The organism is Jeotgalibacillus sp. ET6 (genome assembly GCF_029667115.1).
Classification (GTDB): Bacteria; Bacillota; Bacilli; order Bacillales; family Jeotgalibacillaceae; genus Jeotgalibacillus.
In genome coordinates this window covers 319,713-338,344 of sequence record NZ_JARUIU010000002.1, presented here as the reverse complement: position 1 = coordinate 338,344, position 18,632 = coordinate 319,713, and the positions used below count along the sequence as shown (strand labels likewise).

The 18,632-nt window shown below is 39.5% G+C and carries 25 protein-coding genes; 7 read left to right on the top strand and 18 right to left on the bottom strand.

Annotation, left to right across the window (positions count from 1 at the left end):
• Positions 1–3: 3 nt before the first annotated feature.
• Both P6709_RS06945 and P6709_RS06940 read right to left on the bottom strand, forming a co-directional pair.
• A complete protein-coding gene (locus tag P6709_RS06945) occupies positions 4–1,065 on the bottom strand; it encodes a M42 family metallopeptidase (protein ID WP_278240170.1) in 1,062 nt (353 codons plus the stop codon).
• Between the two features lie 16 nt (positions 1,066–1,081).
• A complete protein-coding gene (locus tag P6709_RS06940) occupies positions 1,082–1,528 on the bottom strand; it encodes an Lrp/AsnC family transcriptional regulator (protein WP_278240169.1) in 447 nt (148 codons plus the stop codon).
• A 202-nt stretch (positions 1,529–1,730) separates the two neighbouring features.
• Here P6709_RS06940 and P6709_RS06935 point away from each other — a divergent pair, with 202 nt between their 5' ends.
• Positions 1,731–2,861 (top strand): amidohydrolase, encoded by a 1,131-nt coding sequence (locus tag P6709_RS06935; RefSeq protein WP_278240168.1) that lies wholly within the window; start codon positions 1,731–1,733, stop codon positions 2,859–2,861.
• Positions 2,862–3,081: 220 nt separating this feature from the next.
• On the opposite strand, the gene P6709_RS06930 is transcribed toward P6709_RS06935, so the two are convergent.
• Positions 3,082–3,459, bottom strand: a complete 378-nt coding sequence (locus P6709_RS06930) for a hypothetical protein (protein ID WP_278240167.1) — start codon at positions 3,457–3,459, stop codon at positions 3,082–3,084.
• A 252-nt stretch (positions 3,460–3,711) separates the two neighbouring features.
• Here P6709_RS06930 and P6709_RS06925 point away from each other — a divergent pair, with 252 nt between their 5' ends.
• A complete protein-coding gene (locus P6709_RS06925) occupies positions 3,712–4,323 on the top strand; it encodes a cupin domain-containing protein (protein WP_278240166.1) in 612 nt (203 codons plus the stop codon).
• Positions 4,324–4,522: 199 nt separating this feature from the next.
• Here the strand turns inward: P6709_RS06925 and P6709_RS06920 are convergent, their stop codons facing one another.
• Together P6709_RS06920 and P6709_RS06915 are read right to left on the bottom strand one after the other, a co-directional pair.
• Complete coding sequence (locus P6709_RS06920; RefSeq protein WP_278240165.1) at positions 4,523–4,918, bottom strand: hypothetical protein; 396 nt, start codon at positions 4,916–4,918, stop codon at positions 4,523–4,525.
• Positions 4,911–5,123, bottom strand: a complete 213-nt coding sequence (locus tag P6709_RS06915) for a helix-turn-helix transcriptional regulator (protein ID WP_278240164.1) — start codon at positions 5,121–5,123, stop codon at positions 4,911–4,913. Before P6709_RS06915 ends, P6709_RS06920 begins: the two co-directional genes overlap by 8 nt.
• Positions 5,124–5,365: 242 nt before the next feature.
• On the opposite strand from P6709_RS06915, the gene P6709_RS06910 reads away from it, so the two are divergent.
• The 3 genes from P6709_RS06910 (at position 5,366) to P6709_RS06900 (ending at position 7,560) form a co-directional block, all read left to right on the top strand.
• Positions 5,366–6,094, top strand: coding sequence for a toxin regulator (locus P6709_RS06910; protein ID WP_278240163.1), 729 nt, complete (start codon positions 5,366–5,368; stop codon positions 6,092–6,094).
• 313 nt (positions 6,095–6,407) lie between these two features.
• Complete coding sequence (locus tag P6709_RS06905) at positions 6,408–6,899, top strand: sigma-70 family RNA polymerase sigma factor (RefSeq protein WP_278240162.1); 492 nt, start codon at positions 6,408–6,410, stop codon at positions 6,897–6,899.
• Positions 6,900–7,053: 154 nt separating this feature from the next.
• Positions 7,054–7,560: a competence protein ComK gene (locus P6709_RS06900; protein ID WP_278240161.1), complete on the top strand. Its 507-nt coding sequence runs from the start codon at positions 7,054–7,056 to the stop codon at positions 7,558–7,560.
• A gap of 48 nt (positions 7,561–7,608) precedes the next feature.
• On the opposite strand, the gene P6709_RS06895 is transcribed toward P6709_RS06900, so the two are convergent.
• The 3 genes from P6709_RS06895 to P6709_RS06885 form a co-directional block, all read right to left on the bottom strand.
• On the bottom strand, positions 7,609–8,133 hold the full coding sequence (locus P6709_RS06895) for a dihydrofolate reductase family protein (RefSeq protein WP_278240160.1): 525 nt from the start codon (positions 8,131–8,133) through the stop codon (positions 7,609–7,611).
• Between the two features lie 141 nt (positions 8,134–8,274).
• On the bottom strand, positions 8,275–9,174 hold the full coding sequence (locus tag P6709_RS06890; RefSeq protein ID WP_278240159.1) for an Ltp family lipoprotein: 900 nt from the start codon (positions 9,172–9,174) through the stop codon (positions 8,275–8,277).
• A 296-nt stretch (positions 9,175–9,470) separates the two neighbouring features.
• The gene (locus P6709_RS06885; protein WP_278240158.1) at positions 9,471–10,511 is read right to left on the bottom strand and encodes an acyltransferase; all 1,041 of its coding nucleotides are present in this window, start codon (positions 10,509–10,511) and stop codon (positions 9,471–9,473) included.
• 226 nt (positions 10,512–10,737) lie between these two features.
• Here P6709_RS06885 and P6709_RS06880 point away from each other — a divergent pair, with 226 nt between their 5' ends.
• Positions 10,738–11,544 (top strand): C40 family peptidase, encoded by an 807-nt coding sequence (locus P6709_RS06880; RefSeq protein ID WP_278240157.1) that lies wholly within the window; start codon positions 10,738–10,740, stop codon positions 11,542–11,544.
• A gap of 41 nt (positions 11,545–11,585) precedes the next feature.
• Here P6709_RS06880 and P6709_RS06875 read toward each other — a convergent pair whose 3' ends face one another.
• The 10 genes from P6709_RS06875 to P6709_RS06830 all read right to left on the bottom strand — a co-directional run bounded on the left by P6709_RS06875 (position 11,586) and on the right by P6709_RS06830 (position 17,975).
• The gene (locus P6709_RS06875) at positions 11,586–12,692 is read right to left on the bottom strand and encodes a plasmid pRiA4b ORF-3 family protein (RefSeq protein ID WP_278240156.1); all 1,107 of its coding nucleotides are present in this window, start codon (positions 12,690–12,692) and stop codon (positions 11,586–11,588) included.
• 88 nt (positions 12,693–12,780) lie between these two features.
• Positions 12,781–13,326 (bottom strand): GNAT family N-acetyltransferase, encoded by a 546-nt coding sequence (locus P6709_RS06870; protein ID WP_278240155.1) that lies wholly within the window; start codon positions 13,324–13,326, stop codon positions 12,781–12,783.
• Between the two features lie 325 nt (positions 13,327–13,651).
• Positions 13,652–13,852 (bottom strand): hypothetical protein, encoded by a 201-nt coding sequence (locus tag P6709_RS06865; protein ID WP_278240154.1) that lies wholly within the window; start codon positions 13,850–13,852, stop codon positions 13,652–13,654.
• A gap of 829 nt (positions 13,853–14,681) precedes the next feature.
• The gene (locus P6709_RS06860) at positions 14,682–15,095 is read right to left on the bottom strand and encodes a hypothetical protein (protein ID WP_278240153.1); all 414 of its coding nucleotides are present in this window, start codon (positions 15,093–15,095) and stop codon (positions 14,682–14,684) included.
• 127 nt (positions 15,096–15,222) lie between these two features.
• The gene (locus tag P6709_RS06855) at positions 15,223–15,564 is read right to left on the bottom strand and encodes a hypothetical protein (protein WP_278240152.1); all 342 of its coding nucleotides are present in this window, start codon (positions 15,562–15,564) and stop codon (positions 15,223–15,225) included.
• Positions 15,565–15,586: 22 nt separating this feature from the next.
• A complete protein-coding gene (locus P6709_RS06850) occupies positions 15,587–15,940 on the bottom strand; it encodes a hypothetical protein (protein WP_278240151.1) in 354 nt (117 codons plus the stop codon).
• A gap of 94 nt (positions 15,941–16,034) precedes the next feature.
• On the bottom strand, positions 16,035–16,379 hold the full coding sequence (locus P6709_RS06845) for a hypothetical protein (protein WP_278240150.1): 345 nt from the start codon (positions 16,377–16,379) through the stop codon (positions 16,035–16,037).
• A gap of 312 nt (positions 16,380–16,691) precedes the next feature.
• Complete coding sequence (locus P6709_RS06840; protein WP_278240149.1) at positions 16,692–17,093, bottom strand: hypothetical protein; 402 nt, start codon at positions 17,091–17,093, stop codon at positions 16,692–16,694.
• Positions 17,094–17,197: 104 nt separating this feature from the next.
• On the bottom strand, positions 17,198–17,650 hold the full coding sequence (locus P6709_RS06835) for a hypothetical protein (protein WP_278240148.1): 453 nt from the start codon (positions 17,648–17,650) through the stop codon (positions 17,198–17,200).
• Between the two features lie 10 nt (positions 17,651–17,660).
• Positions 17,661–17,975, bottom strand: a complete 315-nt coding sequence (locus tag P6709_RS06830; RefSeq protein ID WP_278240147.1) for a hypothetical protein — start codon at positions 17,973–17,975, stop codon at positions 17,661–17,663.
• A 255-nt stretch (positions 17,976–18,230) separates the two neighbouring features.
• Here P6709_RS06830 and P6709_RS06825 point away from each other — a divergent pair, with 255 nt between their 5' ends.
• A complete protein-coding gene (locus tag P6709_RS06825; RefSeq protein ID WP_278240146.1) occupies positions 18,231–18,587 on the top strand; it encodes a VOC family protein in 357 nt (118 codons plus the stop codon).
• Positions 18,588–18,632: the final 45 nt, after the last annotated feature.

The following is an 18,632-nucleotide window of genomic DNA, read 5'->3' as shown; positions in this document are numbered from 1 at the left end:
CTATTAAAATTTAAAACTCGCAGATTCATCTAAACTTAAAATAAACGTTTTGACTAAATCCTTTGTTGCCACTACGTCCCCAAGGTCTACGACTTCTATGGCTGAATGCGTGTAGCGGGAAGGAATGGAAAGAACGCCCGTTGGAATTCCTTTATTTGCGTAATTTACCGCGCCGCCATCTGTCCCGATTCCTGTGAATACTTCCAGCTGATATGGAATCTCCTTTTGTTTCGCGAGCGTTAACAGCTTTTGCTTCATGGTTTTATGGACAATCAAGCTGCCGTCCATGACTTTGATTCCTGTGCCATTTCCAAGCAAAAGGCTTTGATCCATCGTGGCTTCTGCCGTATCGCTCGTTGGCGTGGTATCAATGGCAATGCCCGCATCTGCTTGAATATGCTCAGAAGCCGTTTTGGCTCCTCTCAGCCCGACCTCTTCCTGTACCGCAAAGAGAAAGACGAGTTCACCTGCAAAGGATTCATTTTCAAGTTCCTCTAAAACCTGCAACAGCACTGCACAGCCTGCCCGGTCATCCAATGATTTTGCCCGAATCTGAGGCTTGTGTTCAGGACCAAACATTAGAAATTCAGTGCCCCATGCAACGGCCGTGCCAATATCGATGCCCATTGCCTCGACCTCTTCTTTTGAACGGGCGCCTACATCGATATACAGCTGGCTATGCTTTCGAACCATCGACGGATCGTCAAATTTTGAAAAATGAGCTGACAGCGTACCGATTACGCCGTCTACTGGAGAGTGCTCTCCAAGCAGTTTGACCGGCTGCGCGAGTAAATTCCGGTCGTCATTGCCTCCAAGCTTTTCAAATCGGATCAGTCCGTTTGATTCTATTTTTTTGACGATAAATCCGACCTCATCCATATGAGCGGTTAATAAAACGACAGGACCTGGAGCTGTCCCTTTTTTTCTGGCGATGACATTCCCGATCGGATCAATTTCAACTTCGTCAGCTCTGCTTTTTAAATACTCTTCTAAATAATAACTGACCTCATGCTCAAAGCCGCTTGGACCAAGCAAGCCAGTCAGGGTTTTTAATTTTTCTATCATGTCGGCGCTCTCCTTTTTAAATATATTCAAATGTATTTTTATAGTTTTCCAATTGGATAATCGTATTGATGTCGACAATGCCTTCGATCTGATCCAGCTTCAAGATGCTTTGTCTGATGTCTTCCTGACTTTGTACGTTGATTTGAATAAGCAAGGTGTAGGGACCTGAAGTCATGGTGATAAATCGAATTTCTTTCATCGTTTTCAATCTTTCCATGACCGCTTCGATGCTTCCCTGAGTGGTTCGAATTTGAATAATCGCTCCTGCTTTAAGACCGATCGCAATCGGGTTCACTACACCTACCACTTCAATGATTTCGTTTTGCACTAAATTTTTATAGCGAAGACGGATTGTTTTTTCCGTTACATTTAACTGATTGGCTATTTCGGAAAAGGCAATCCTGCCATCTTTTGATAAAATCCTGATAATCCCACGGTCTAATTCGTCAATCTGGTATTCCATTCCATCTCCTGCTTTCGGACTAAATTAGGTATATATGACCTGAATATGTTATCGTTTATAAAAATTAAGATTATTTACAATACTCAAATTATAATTTAATATCATAGGTGGAAATAGGTATAGGTGCCATTATAAGGAGAAATAATTCAGAAATCAATAATTATTTTGAATATAATGAATTTATTAACAGGAGGGAAAAACGATGAAAGCAGTTACAAATGTGACAGGAGTAGACGGCACAGGAAAGCAGGTAAAAAATATAAAAATTTTAATTGAGGATGGAAAATTTTCAAAAATTGGACAGGACATTGAAATTCCTGAAGGCTGTGAAGTAATTGATGCAGGGGGTAAATATTTCACACCTGGTCTCATTGATGTTCACACGCACTTAGGGGTTCATGAAGAAGGTGTTGGCAAAGAAGGGCAGGATTTTAATGAGACAAGCAGAGCAGCCACCCCGCAAGTTCGAGCGATTGACGGCATTAATCCGCTTGAAAAAGGCTTTTCCGACGCACGCAAAGCAGGCGTGACTACTGTCCAGGTCATGCCGGGAAGTGCAAATGTGATGGGCGGTGAAATGGTCGTATTAAAAACCGCCGGCACCATTATCGATGAAATGGTGATCAAAAATCCGTCAGGACTAAAGGCGGCAATGGGAGAAAATCCGAAGCGTTTCCACGGGGACAAAGGGATTATGCCAACCACACGAATGGGAGTAGCGGCCATTCTCAGAGAAAAGTTTATTGAAGCGCAAAACTATTCGGCTAAAAGAAAAGAAGGGAAAGCCGATCGGAACCTGGAGCTTGAAAACATCGTAAAAGTACTTGATAAAGAAATCCCGCTGCGCGTTCATGCCCACCGCGCAGATGATATTGTCACCATCCTGCGCCTGAAAAATGAATTCCAATTTAATTTGACGATTGAGCATTGCACCGAGGGACATAAAATCGCCCCCTTCATCGCAAAGCATGATGTACGGGTGTCGGTAGGACCAACCATGTCCCCACGCTCCAAAATCGAACTGGCGGACAAAGGCTGGAACACCTTAACGGCTCTTGCTGAGGAAAACATTCCATTTTCCATCACGACCGACCATCCCGTCATCGCCATTGAACATTTGATGACGAGCACCATCCTCGCTGTCAAAAACGGGCTGACAGAAGAACAGGCACTGTGCGCCATCACACTCGATGCCGCCAAGCATCTCGGAATCGATGACAGAACAGGCTCCGTTGAAGTTGGAAAAGACGCAGACTTTGTTTTATGGAGCGGCGACCCGTTTGATCTTCGCAATAAGGTGGAGCAGACGTATATATACGGGGAACGGGTGTAAGGATTTACACACCAAAAAAGAACCTGGGACAAAATAGTCTCAAGCTCTACGACCGGTTCACTGCTCTTCAGTCGGACGCTTTCCGCAGGGACGGCGCTGAGCCTTTTCAGAGCCTTGCTCTGTAAAGGCTCAGCTTGCCGTCATGTCCTGCAGGAGTCGCCGCCTTCCGCTCTGCTCTCCTTATACGATTGAAAAATACTACCTCTTAAATTTGGATTCATCACCGATCATTGCTCAATCTTAAGTTCTCTGATTGCCCGTTCCAGGTAATTTCCACTTCCATTTGATCATCCTCTTGCGTAACAGCACAGTCTTCACAGGAAAGCTTACCAATATTCACCGCATCTTCTTCTACCATTAAGTCACGTCCCTCTAAATTTCCACCATCTCTTTTGAACGTATAATCAATTGTTTTGGGGACAGGTTCTTCACCTGTATACTTAATCGTTCCGGTAATGGATTGGGATGATTCGTCTGAAACATCTGCAGTAAAGAAAACGTCCCAATGGTCACTGCTGCCTGAAAAGTTGTATCTGTCTCCATTGGCACATGCGCTTAAAAGGAGCATTAAAATCAATAAAGAAAGAACCTTCCTCACAAGATTCACCCCCTTTAGCAGTACCTTGCGAGCTAAAATACCAAAATTAACCTTTGATAGACAGTATATCTTATTTTCCAGTTGATTCCCAGACTATATGAGCGGGAACACAGCGAACACTGAAAACACCTGAAGTATGTGGACCTCAAGTGTTGGGTTAATACTTTTTCTCTGCACCCATCCACTCCCTGGGACATAGCCTATAGAATCAAGCCCATTTATGGCTTAATTTAAATAGACAGGGTGATCCGATTGAGTGACTCCTATAATTATACTTCACCATCCGCTCAGTTTTTCTTCGATGTGAATACGTCTCCGCTCTTTATTAAAGATGAACAAAATTATATTAATGTCCTCGGAAGAAAGCAGCTTAATACGTTGAATGGCAGCTCATTATTAGATATTTTTTTAAGCCGGAGCAATGCGGTAGAACCCCATTACCATCAAAATGCGGCTGAGCTGGTGTATTGCATTTCGGGTTCTGCCACAGTTTCAATCCTGAATCCATTTACTAAGCAGTTTCTGCATTATTTTATTACTCCGGGACAGGTGGCCAATGTGCCACAGGGCTGGTGGCATTATGAAATTGCGACAACAGACAATACTCATCTGCTCGCCATATTTGATGCGCCGAATCCAGAGGTGGTATTAGGATCTGATATTCTTGCTCTCACCCCGGCAAACGTTATGGCACACACCTACTGCATGGATGAAACGCAGTGGAAGCAGGTCACGGCCCCTGTTGAACCGTCCACCTACATCGGGCCGCCAAACAACTGCTCTAGACATCAGCCAGCCCAGACATACTATGACTACTCCTACTCTCAGCCAGTGTATTCTCCTCAGCAGCAATATTGGCAATAATAGAAAAAGACCTGGTGAGTCATCACAGGTATTTTCTATGTTTACAACAGGAATAAGAATCTTACATGAAGAATAAATAGCTATTCATTACACATTTGCTTAACAAATGGGGGATACCACAATGAAACGTTTGATTCAGGTGTTGCTGGTCGTCATGCTGGTTTTGATTGGACTATATTTTTTAACGTATATGTAGACGCTATTTAACCCGGTATTTTTTGGAGTAGACATATTCTGTGATGGGCACGGTCACAAAGGTAAGGCCTACTACGAGCAGCAGCGGGTAGTTATCAATTTCATTCAAGTTGCCGGTTCCCTCTGAAACAAAGAGGATTACGCCGGCTAAGACAATTAATACATAATACCCAATTTTAGTGCTTTGCGTTTCGATATGGCGGTCCAGTTCATCTTTCTCGCCGCCTCCCTCATGCTGCCCCCATGTCAGGCAGTTAAAAAAATAGGTGAGGGCAACAAAGCTGAAAAAGATTCCCGCCCCATCAATCGTTCCTGCACTGATCCATTCATAAAATGAAAAACCCGCAAGGATGACAAATAGAAGAAAAGCCGCAGCAGCCATCCATTTTTTCCTATCCATTACGTTTTCCTCCCCTTTCTGACTGAAAAAGTTCTTCCATTGCTACGCCAAGGCTTTTTGCAATATTAAACGCCAGCTGAAGACTTGGATCATACTTATTATTTTCAATGGCATTGATCGTCTGTCTGCTGACCTGACAAACTTCAGCCAATTTCCTTTGAGAAAAACTCTTTTTTTCACGAAATTCTTTTATTCTATTTTCCATCTGGCAACCACCTTAGGTGTAAAAGGTTTTTTACACTTTGATTATAAGGTGAACTGGTTGAGGTGTCAAACTTCTTTTACACCCTAATAACTGCCAATATATTTTAAACAATATTGATGAAAGAAATTAATTTCTTATATTTAGTAGTATACAAATAAGTCTTTTGTACTATATAATTAATTGTAACTTATTACCCGTTTTCGATGTAGTTAGTATACTAAATAAAAATGTCGGAGGAAAAGATGAAAAAATTTTTAAAGAGTGAAAAGTTTATTATTGTTTTTCTAGTTTTTGTTTCGTTTGTTTTGTTATTAAACTCTTTTTCTACAGGAGAAGCCGTTTCAAAAGGTGAAAGTTCAATAGCGAGTCTTGAGCAGGAACTAAATGAAAAGGAAAGTTTGATAAAAGAACAAAATGCAGAAATTAAATCTTTAAAAGAAAAGGTTGAACTGGCGGGACCTTGGTTTGACCTATCAGAGAAAGAACAGCAAAGAGAAATTGAAGAACAAGAAGCAGCAGAAGAAGCATTGAAGAAGAAAAAAGAAGAAGAAGAAGCAGCCAAAAAAGCAAAAGAAGAAGCGGAAGCTAAAAAAGCAGCAGAAGAAAAAGCAGCAAAAGAAGCAGAAGCTGAAAGAAAAGCAGAAGAAGAAGAAAGAATTGGTTATGATACTGGAATAACTTATGATCAATTAGCCAGAACACCAGATGAATTTATCGATTCAAAAGTAAAATTTTATGGTGAAGTCGTCCAGGTTATGGAGGGCGACGGATATACGCAAATTAGATTAGCTGTTAATGAAGATTATGATAACATCATTTTAGCTGAATTTGGCTCTTCCATAACAGACTCTAGAATCCTAGAAAATGATTTAATTACAATCATGGGGATCTCTGATGGTCTCATTTCTTATGAATCTACAATGGGGGGCACCATTACCATACCAAGTGTCATCGTCCTTAATATTGAATAATTATCATCTTTCAACCACATGATCTGTGATCATGTGGCTTTTTGCACATAAACTCTCTATTTTTTTTGAACAATGCAAAGAGAATTTTATTCGAGTAGCAAATAGAATAACACATTCTACCAAACCGCCTCATTTTCACCCATCTCCTCTCCCCACCATCCCGTTTCCCCACATCCCCCTCTTGTTTACACTAAACCACACCAAATCCCCCTCCATTCGCCTAAAACGGTCATTCGTACAGATCAAAGAACCCCTTTACACTGGGGTTACTCGAGAATATCCAGCAGGCGCGCCTCCTAGATGGAGCAGAAGAATGAATTCGTTTGATGAAGTTTTTGCACAGTTTGAACCGATGATTTTTCATATGATCAGAAAGCTGAATATCCGGCAGGATCATGAGGTTTTTATTCAGGAAGGCATGCTTTCTCTTTGGCGAGCCTGGGAGAAATTTGATCCAGCACAAGGGGAATTTGCACCTTATGCCTATCAGTGTATTAGAGGCGGAATGCTGACGTATATGCGAAGTGACAATAGAAGGAAGGAGCGGGAGAGTGTTCATTCTGAAGAGTTTTGGGAAATGCGTGAGGATGCGGCACCAGATCCTGCTTTTCAAAGCGACATCTTCAACAGCTGCGCGAAGCTTCTTACCCCCACCCAGCAAAAATGGTTCTGGCTTACCTTTGAAAAAGATTTGAGTGTAGCTCAAATTGCCGAACAGGAAGGGGTCAGTGTGTCTGCCGTTAAAAAGTGGAAAAAAGGAGCGGTCACCAAGTTGAAAGTCTCCCTTTCTGATCAATTGGAGTAAAAACCAAAAATCCATTGAAAACCTCCTCTGCTTTTACTTTTTAAGAGAAGGGATTCAATGGATTTTAACAAATCAGTAACTTAAAATTTACAATATGTATATATTATCCCAAAATAACATCCTATATAATGGGTAAAAAGAAGGAGGATTGTAAATGGCTTATTTTTTGGAACACGATTATTACATAAGCTCGACCACCCTGGCATTGCTGCCTGCACTGGACATACGCTATCAAACTGTAATTCACGACATACGAGGAATTTTCTACTCTGAGAAATCGATGAAAACACTGCTCGAAGAAGCCTGTTTGCGCTGTGGAAGCAAAATGGGCGGGCGATTGGATGCTGCAAGATGCATGTTGAGCATACGGAACAAAATCCCTCTCATCATAGATCCGTTTAACCATATTTATGCATTCCCTACTCATTCCATTAAAAGCCGGCAGAATTCCTGGTTTTTTCTGGACCATATTGATCAAATTAAACCTTTCCCGGAAAATCCCAAACAATCGAAAATCGTTTTTTTCAACGGCCAGTATATGATCGCGGACTGCCCCTACAGCACTGCCAAAGAACAGTTTATCAGAACCACACTGCTATTCGTTCAATACTCCATTAAGCCGCCGCGCAATAATGGACCAAAAGATTATTTTACATCCTAAATCGCAGCATAAAAAGCCAGGGACATCCCAGGCTTTTACCATTTTTACTTATTTCACTACTGTATAATGCAATTCCACAAATTGATTAAAGGTCTTAGATCCGATCAAGGAAAGATCTAGTTGATAGTCCCCCTTTTTAAATAATGGAATTCCATCCCCTATAACCTTTGGTGCAACGGTAACTTTCATTTCATCCACAAGACCTTCTTTAAAAAATGGTTGAAGCAGATTTCCACCGCCAACAACCCAAATATCCTTCCCTTCTTCCTTCTTTAAATCCGTTATAAAATGCCTGATATCCCCATTAATAAAACGAACATACTCAGTGTCTTCATTCTGGGCATTTGAAAACACGTAACACTGTTTATCAGGATAAGGAAACGCTCCATTTTCCTGCTGCATGACCCAATCATACGTCCTTTTTCCCATCAAAATGGTGTCAACGGTGCTGAAAAATTCAGCGTATCCATTATCTCCCTCTCCTTCAACACTAAATAACCAGTCTAATGAGTCTTCCTTAGTCGCTATATATCCGTCCAGACTTTGGGCGATAAACAACACGACTTTCCTCATACACTCACTCCTCTTCCTTAATTAAATCCACCAGTAGAACAATCCTTATTAACCTGAATTATAATACATTTTGAACGAAAGCAAAAAAAGACCGCTAAAATAGCGATCATCTGCTCTGAATTTTTCACTTCTAACTATCATTTAAAGACCGACCATATTCACCGCATTTTCAGCGTCAGCCAGATCAAACCCTTCAAAGACTAATTGTTCGATGAGGCCTGCTCTTGAAAATGCAGAGTAATCAAGATAACTCTGCGCCATAAGGACTGCCTGTTCACTCCAGTCCACACTGATGTTGTCCACCGCATAAGCAGCATCTGCATTGTCAAACCCCTCAAATTCCAATTGAGCGATTAATCCGCTTTTCGAAAAGGCAGTATAATCTAAATAGGACTGAGCCATGCTTACCGCCTGCTGCTGTGACATGGTCACCGTATTCTCTGCCGCTTCATTCTCCGCTTCTTCTGCTGCTTCTTTCTCTGCTTCCTCCGCTGCTACCCGAGCTGCCTCTTCTGCCGCTTCTTCCTCCGCTTCCTCAGCCGCTACTCGCTCTGCCTCTTCTGCTGCTTCCTTCTCCGCTTCCTCCGCTGCTATGCGCTCTGCCTCTTCTGCTGCTTCTTTCTCCGCTTCCTCTGCTGCTACTCGCTCTGCCTCTTCTTCCGCTTCCTTCTCTGCTTCCTCAGCTGCTGCTCGCTCTGCCTCTTCTGCTGCTTCCTTCTCCGCCTCCTCAGCTGCTGCTCGCTCTGCCTCTTCTGCTGCTTCCTTCTCTGCTTCAGCCTCTTCTTCTATCAGCTTTTCCTCTTCTTTTGCCTGCCTATCCGCTTCTGTCTGACTCTCAACACCCGCAACCTCTTCTATCGGATCTAGTGTAATGGCAAATAAAAGAAAGAACACTACAATGGCTGAACCAAAATACACGGCTGCTCTTCTTCTATTTCTTTTGTCCTCTGGTCCCCACCTTAATAAAAGAGAGGGTTTAATTAAACCTGTAATAAACGCGAGAATGGAAAAGAAAAATAACAATAAAAACAAATCATCCATTGTCTTGCCCCCTTTTAGTCTTTACACGGACAGTACAGTGAGAAAAGCGTGACCAGCATGTTCTCTTATATCAATCATTACTTTCTTTAACCAAAACCATCATTCAATTCTCTCTTTATTCCCTAAACAATACCTCCCCCTATCAGTTTATGAGGAGTAGATGGATATTATTACATAAATATATTGAAATTTATTCTAAAAAATTGATTTAGTTAGACTCGTTGAAGGGTCATTTCAAAAGCGGACACGAAAAATGCCAATTGCATCTCGCAATTGGCACCATTCTTCAAAGCTCTTTATTTAACACTAGTAATCCGATGAAACAACCTGCCCTTAACTTTCTGTAAAACCTCATAGCTCAGATAAGAAACCACCAAAATCGCAGGTGTAAACGAGATGTTCCATATAAAGGTTTGGGTAACAGCTTCTACATTCAGCCAGCTGACGAAAAGAAGGCTTGCACTAATAAAGAGAGGATGCATGACAAAGATTCCGACTGCTTTGTTCCCTATTTTTGCCAAAGGATTATGCTCAGATATCCCGCTTGAAGTGAGGGCCAAAGCGAATAAAGAAATACTTAAGGGAATCGTTGAAAGGTAATAGTTATCGATACGTGAATCAAGAAGATGAATAAGAGATAAGCCTTCCGCAATCTGCAAGATCGAGAATAATAAGACTAAACCTCCCCATAGCAGAGGGTTCCGCTTTAATCTCAGCTTCCCGCTGGCAAAACTACAGCCTAGTGCTGTGTAAAATAAACCAAAGAACAATGCGTCTCTTGTGTGTAAGGGAAAATCGAAAATTACGTGATAGGATTGTCCAAAAAGACCAATCACGTTCAGAACAAAGCTGATAATCAATAAAGGTATCAGCTTATTTATCTTTACAAAGAACGAAACAATAAGCGTCGACCAAACTAGAGCAATTAAAAACCAAAGATGAAATGAATTCGTCTCTGTTCCATAAAACAAAAGTCCGATCGTAAAAAACTCAGTAAAATAATCCGTTAATGCATCCCCTACAGCATTCCCTTTTAGATTCGCCGATACAATCGTCAGGAAAAAATCATAGATGAAAAAGACGAAGATCCACGTTGCATATAAAGAAAGATTTTTAATAAAACTTCTTTTTATATACTGACTGGGATCCTTTTTAGTTTGTAGATTTTTACCTAAAAAATAGCCCGAGGTCATAAAAAAGAAAGGAACAGCAAACCTTGCAAAGATATTGATTGTTTCATATATCAGAGGTTCATTCTTGAAAGGACCGGTATGAATGACGACGACAAAATAAATCGCAAAAAATTTAATAAAATCAATTGTATAGTTTCTTCCCACAAACTTACCTCCAAAATAATAAAACCTCATCTATAATATCAAATATTTCAATAAACTGTAAGCTATTTTTCCCTGTTCACTAATTCTATGAAATTGCTTACATAGTTTATCCGCTAATTATCTTTATCCTTGCCATGAAAGAATAGAAATAACAAACATCCGTTAAAATCTATCTATCTTGGCTATACTGCTCTTATTCGTGACAAAGCATTTAGGAGGAGTATACATGAAGAAGATAATAGCGGCATTCACCATTATTCTTGTATTCTTTTTTGTAAGTTTGGTATCCGAAGCGGAAGTAAGCGAGGGGACGTATAAAGTAAAGGCCGGGGACACGCTGTGGAGCATTGCAGCCCAATACAGTACGACAGTCAGAGCCATCCAGTCGTTAAATGAGCTTACGTCTGATTTGATTGTCACTCATCAGATGCTCAAGGTCCCCCAAACAGACACTGTTCCAGAAAAGCAGACTGAAGTTTCGCAGACTTATACTGTAAAGACGGGGGATACCCTATTTTCGATCGCAAATCGTTATGAAATGACGGTAGATCAGCTGAAGGATATCAATCAGCTTTCCGGAAATTTACTGCTGCCTGGGCAGGAGCTAAAAGTGGCTGGAGAAAGCAGCTATCCTGTCGTACCCGCTGCTACTGTCAGCGACTCATGGCTGACGGATGTTCTGGATATTGCGGGAGGCCAAATTGGCGTGCCTTATGTGTGGGGTGGTGCGACACCGGACGGATTTGATTGCAGCGGATTTGTTTATTATGTATTCAACGAAGCGGGGTTCGAGATCGCACGGACGACAGCAGAGGATCAGCATGCACGGGCTCTTCCAGTGGACTCCCCGCAGCAGGGTGATTTGGTCTTCTTTGAAAATACGTATAAAGCAGGTATTTCCCATGTAGGCATTTACCTTGGAAACGATCAATTTATCCATGCCAACGATGGAGATGGCGTTCAGATTTCCCCTTTGTCAAACCCCTATTGGCAGGAGAAGCTCGAAGGATTCGGACGTTTAACGGGAGAGTAACTGAAAAAAGCGCCATTTGTTTTTCGCAAATGGCGCTTCTTCTATGAATATTTTAAATCATTATTCACCCATTTAATATCAAAGCTTCTATAGCCCTGGCTTTTGCTCCATGACTTCAGGTAATCATGATCCTCGTGTGCCGGATCCGCCATGACCTCAAGAAACATTTCATATCCGCTGTCTCCCCCAATATCTTCCGGCGGTGTGTTCCCTTCTCCTTCGAGGCAGATGGGATGGTTGAATGCATAATCGTCTACCATTTTTTCAACGGAAATACGGTGCCTCCAATCATCTCCAAAGTCATAAATATACATCATCTCAGCAGGCAGATAGTCCGCGACTTTCTCCCCTTTATCCAGCTTCATTGGAATCCCTTTGTCATCATTCAAGGCATCATGATGACTAACCAAATTCAAGACCGGTTTACGGTTTTCTGTTTCCTTCACACGATCCGGATCAAAAGGTTTACTTTGGAACAACAGGAATTCATGAAGATGAGCATCCTGCCAGTTAAAAGCGATTTGCAGCGTCTTATGCAGCTGTGGAAACGTTATCCTTTTCGGTACAACGATCCTGCGCCAAACTGGCGTAGCAATTTCCAATTTGACGTGAAGAATCATCGCTTCAGAAGGAAAAATCGGCTGCCCCGCTAATTCTTCCAAATTGCGATATAATTCTTCATTCGGAACGACAATGCTCTGTTTTCCTTCGCCCACCACCATACGGTTGACTTTTTTCGTTAAGCTGATCTGATGCAGTGAATCCCCCTTGATTTTTTCATCAAAAATGGAAACCAGCTCGCACGTCTTATTCAGCCTGGCAACAAAGGTTCGATCTTTTGTTTTGGTGAACGTGACTTCGCCGACTTGAGAAAGATACGTCTGAATTACTTCTTCCTCAACGCCTTCTTCCCTGTAAGCTCGTTCAATCGCTTCAGGAATCAACTCATTCAGCCTTTTAAAGTCTTTCGCCTTCAATCCATGAAGAACAATCCCATACCGATTGCGATCATTCATAAGGACAAGCGTCTTCCTGCGGTTCACCATCATAAGATTGGCGTGCCAGCTGAATAACGGATCTTCTTCAGCTGCCTGCGCCGGCTGAACCTTTAATTCTGTTAAAAGTTTTTTTGTACATTGGATGATCAAGCTTAACGCTCCTTTTTTACGTGATTATAGATGCATACTGACGCACATTCTTAGCGTCATTATAGCATGCCTGGACTGAGGTGATCGTTTAAAGCTTGATTCTTCCCATCACAATAGTATTGCGAAATTCACCGTCATCGAGCAGCTTATCATTTTTAAGAATTCCTTCAACTTGAAATCCAAATTTCTTATAGAGGCTGATTGCTTTTTCATTTGATTCCATAACGTTCAAAGTAAATTTTATTACTCCGTTTAAATCAGCCCAATGAATCGATTCAGCGAGAAGATTTTTCCCTATTCCAAGCCCCCAATAATCCTTGAGTACACCCACCCCAAATTCCACTTTATGAGCAAATCGTTTTAATTCATTTCCTTCACATCTTGAATAACCGACTATTTCCTCCTGTACCACTGCCACTAAAAAAAGGTTTCTCCTGCTTTCTGTATCTTTTTGAATCAGTTCAGCAAATCCATCAGCATCTACAAAGGCCTCACCCTTCTCCCGGTCCATATTTTGCGTTTCTCCATCAATCTGTACTCTGATATCAGACAACTGCTTTGCATCCCCCCGAACGGCTGAACGGATGATGTACGTCACGCCTTGAATCTTTATGATCTTTTGGGTAACCTTCATTTTATGCTCCTCTTCGTGATTTAGTCTTATTCTATATGGCTTGGTTAGATCTTTATGCTTATTATTGAGACAAAAGAGCCTGGGACAAAAGTTGTCTCAAGCTCTACGACCGGTTCACTACGCTTCAGGCGGACGCTTTCCGCAGGGACGGCGCTGAGCCCTCCTCAAGGCTTTGCCTTGCGGGGTCTCAGCTTGCCGTCATATCCTGCAGGAGTCGCCACCTTCCGCTCCGCTCACCTATTACTATTAATAAATATATCCTCATTTATTAAACTTTTTTGAGTTTTGTCCCAGCCTCTGTTACTTGTTTTAGTTCCTTCTTTAACTATTGCATATTTTTTAAAAGTTTATCTATTTTTTCATCAGGATCAGTGAGGCGTTTATGGATGCTATTTAGTAAATACAAACCTCTAAATATGCAGCCTACTACGATTCCAAAAGCCGCAATGCCACCAAAAATAGGTCCTAGCATCATCAAAATAAAACCTAGAATAATACTTAAAATTATAGATATAAGTAAATACATATAACCCCTCTTTCACCTTATTATCTAGAGTCCAGCTCCTTTATTAAAGATTGTTCTTCTTTGGTGTAGTTAGAATCAGCAAAATTTCTCTTCTATTCATTAAATAATTTTACTCTTTCTGATTTTCACTTTGCCTTGCAAAATAGTAATAAGTTCATGAGTTTTTTTAGTTTGTCCATCATTATCAGCAAACTTAGGCAGCACTAAATAATCAGGCATCGGTTTATATTTATTTATCCAAATATAAAATAAGTAATTTTTCTTTGTTTCAATTATATGTACTTTTTTAAAGTTAATTAATAGCTTCCGTGCGCCCACTACCAAGTGGTTATCACCTGGTGTATAGGAAAGAATGTATTGACCTTTCGCAAAGTACATAAAACCGGCCAATAAACTCAATAAGTAAAATAATGCGTAAACAAGGAAACATAAAAACATAAAACTAAATAGACCTATGAAGATTTGAGTGTACCACTGATCAAATGGATTAGGTCGATAAATAGTTTGATATAAAATTACCACATATAATAAAAGACGCAGTAATCTAGTAATGTAAACATTTCTTAGCCACTCCGCTAAATCTGTTCTTGTAGCTGTACTTGTAATTGTGATGGTAGTAATGTTATACACCCATTTCGTATAGAGACTATATTGCTAGTTATTATGTTACATGGTAATAACATGAATTACAAAATGAATCAGTTATATGAAAGAGGAGTTTTGTTAAGCAGGAGCCTGATTACAGGTATGTTCTTACAAAAAACCCTGAAAGACATAGGTCACTCAAGGTTAATTACTCTATATAGTTATAGATCAGATTACTGCTTCTCTATCTTACGAAGTAAACTACAACTTCTTTTATAACTTCAATCTCATTTTCACTAACTATTTTTTCATAATAGTACTTATCGGTTCGTTCAAATCCATATTGATTGGCAAGTTCTGCATCTCTGGTTCCTAGTTTGAATTCTGAGCCGGTATTATTGAAACTTAAATTAAATTTCTCTCCTCTATACGTTGCTTTGTAGTCCACTTCATACATTTCGTCAATCTCTACTTTCTTGACTTCCTTGGTATATAACGTGGGTAAGTTATCTCTCTTTTTATAATTACTGGGATAAATTACTTTCGTAAAGCCCTCGCTAGTATTTGGGACTTCACTAACTAACCTAATAGTTTCCCCATCAATATTACTGACCTTGAAGGTTTTGTTATTATGTATTGCTAAGATCCCTTTTTTCATAATCTTTACCTCATTCTTAAACAAAACTTCCTATTCATTTTCACTATTCCAGATGGACACATTACATCTTCTACCTGTTTTTCTCAAAAATAATATACAGTTTATCTGACTTAAAAATGATAATCTCTTATTTCCAGCCATGATGTTCTAAAAATTTATCCGGTATTCTCAATTCAATTTGCTCTTTAAGTTCTTCACAAAAGATATCTAAATCTGCTTTATCATACCGTTCTTGGCTATTGGGAAGACCAATTCCGACATCCCCGCTTATTATTGAACAACCAAAGAAGCCCCGATCATAATTTAATATTACATTAAAGTAGTTATACATTATAAATTGCATACTAAACATTGTGTATGGAGTATCAGTCTGCTCAAAAACAGAAAAACTGCTAATTCGATCATGAAAATGCCCCTTAAGAGCATTTTTTAATTCTTTCTTTATGTTTTCATAGCCCTCATTATGCATTTCTGACCTCTCCTATATGTAATCATGAATGATCGGATTTCTGAGACGCTTGTTTAGCCAGAGGCAGCAATTCGTCTAACTCCGACTGTGTGAAAAGTTGCTGGTTGGCTGGAACTTTTAAAAGTAACTCTGGAAATTTTCTCACAAAAGACTTATTTATTTCTGTTTTTTCCTCCTTGCTTGTAGGCCATTGACCTGTTTCTGCGTAAATCATTACTTCATAAGCGTCTTGATCTGATTTAAAAGCTTTGTCCTTATTCCCATTAGATATTGGATAAAAAACCGGTTCATTATAAGGTCCTTGCGGCCATGAAATTTGATATTTCCCATCTTTCTCTACAATTGCAAAACCGTCTCTGCGATGTATGATTTCCATTTTTTCCACCTCCAAAGGTTTTCAAAGGAATCTTTAAAATCCGGTCACCAGTCTTAAAATTGTATGTCTTAACCCACTCTTTAAAGGAACGTACTTATTTCCACCCGTTATATTCTAAAAACTTGTCTGGAATTCTTAATTCCAGTTGCATTTTTAATTCCTCACAAAAAACATCCATATCTGCAGAGTCATACCACTTTTGACTATTTTTCAAAACTAACCCATACTTTCCTTGGGTTATACTGCAGCCAATACTTCCTCGATTATAGCTAAAGGTGACGAAAAAATAATCATAGGCATCAAAGGTGATATTAAACATGCAATAGGGTTCGTCTGTTAAATTATAAACCGAAAATGTACCTGCTTTCCCATCAAAGCTTTCTTTAAGTTTTTCTACTATTGTCTTTGCTATTTCTTTAGCCTTAGAGTTACTCTGCATACTAAATTTCACCACTCTCATAATTCGTCAATGGATCTTAAAGTTAAGTGAGTTACGATACCAGCTGTCTGTTGAAAAATTCAAAGATAGTATATTTCACCATATTGTAGAGCTTACTATGGCAAGTTGCTTTGCGGAGGAAAACGAAGAGTATTACTGTTTTGGGTGTATGACTTCTTAACGGTTTATATTAATGTGATTTGTATATAAAATTATAATATTTTATGGCTTTTAAAATTTCTCATTAGCTGCTAATCACCAAAGTCCTACGGCAACCAAAAAAATACATATCACTAAAACATTTCAATGAATTTATCTGTACCTCAGAATAATAGAACTGACGGCACCCTTCTTATCAAAGGTTGATTCTACCGTGCCCCAAGAATAAACATAAGGTCCATTTCCTAAAATCTTTAGCAACCATTTGTCATGACTTTTTTTCTTTTCACTCTCTATATCCTCTGTCCAATTGGAGCAGGATATACCATTCATTACTTCTGATAGATGTACCTCTTTAAGTCTTTCTGAAATAAAAAATAACGTTATTAAGAATCTTTTTCCATTAATGTCTTTCGTGTCTTTTATTAAGTATTTAGTATCAATAATCTCTCCCTGGTACAACGAAGTATTCATAAAATTCTCAGGCGATAACCTTGAATTCAAAACTACCTTTTGATTGTCCAATAATATTGAACCGGTTATTTTATCAATCATTCTATTCTACCTCTCAATGTTTGAAAGACTCTTAAAGGAGCCTATTTAAGAAGTGGACAGCTTTTGATTTATTCATCATGGTAATAAATTACGAAAAATATCTATTAATCAGTTGCAACCTTCTCATAATAATTTATAACAATTCCAGTATCCCCACCTTTAAGGTCATAGTATGATAGTATTTCGCCCCAAGCATAGTTGTATTTTATACCTGACGGCTTTCTTTCCGTGGGTTGGCCTAATGTAGTTATGAGCCATTCATCATGACTTTTTCTTTTTAATACTATACGGTCGTCTGACCAATTATCATAAGAATTTTTTAGTTTAGGGTCGGCGTTTTTCAATTCAATAGATGAAATATGCTTCTTTTTAAATACGATCTTTATCCAGAATGACAGGCCACCAATGATTTGTGGTTGGATGAAATGATATCTCTCAATGTCGCCATTTCCAAAGCTATTAACCTCCGAGGAGAATATACTCAAAAAATCTCCACTATTCATTCCAGAAAAAATTTCATTATTGTTGATTATGATCTTCCCCAGATTTAAATTCATAACTCTCCTCCTATTTTTGTTCTTCTAACACATCCATCATTTTATAATAATCATCTACGCAGCAGAAGGATGTGGCAGACGTTATGTTTCGATACTTATCTACTCCCACGTTGCGGAGGCCTGGATTCAATTCGTTGATCAGCAGATTGCGTTTATGAATGATGTAGGTGCCATGGCTGAAGACCGGGAGCTTGGAGGCAGTACGGTCATATACCATCTTTCTCTTCAAGACAAACAAATTGCCTCTAAACTCCTTATACTGATCCACCCGCTCCTCCATTGTCTCTTTAAGAGCGGCCGCATCATAACGCACGGTCTGAGACATCGCTTCACTTCCTTTGAACATTTCTAGTATTTTCCTCTAGTGTAAAGTTGGAAGCTTTAGCCAGGCAACTGTGAGTATAGAATTAATAAAAAATAAGCATATATACCTATATTCAAGAATACATTGGCTGCTTTTTTTATTTAATAGACTTGTGCTCGCTGGTAATCATTCAGTTAAATTTTAACTCACAACATCCAAATTTGTTTTACAATAAGGTAAGTAAAACTATGTAAAGCAAAAAAGGAGAGTGTAGCCATGAGCATCATTTCAGCAAAAGCAAATGCGATTTTTGTTCCAGTCAAAAATATTAACGACGCAAGAGATTGGTACTGTTCCATCCTTCATTTGGAGCCAGATTATGAGATCATAGCAGGACATTTATGCTGTATACCTTTTGACAACAATGGATTGAGCCTTGTCCTCGACAGCAAGATCTATCAGGAAGACGCTGTTTATAAAAACCCTGCTTTTCATTTCAATACGGATGACATCCATAAAGCCCATGAATTCTTACAAGAACAGAATGTTGAACTGGTAACTGATATTCAACATGGGCATTGGTTTAACTTTAAGGATCCGGATGGGAATGTGATGATGGTTTGTCAGTGTTAGGATCTCTCTTTACCCTTTAATTTAGTATTCTGCTAACAAAAAAAT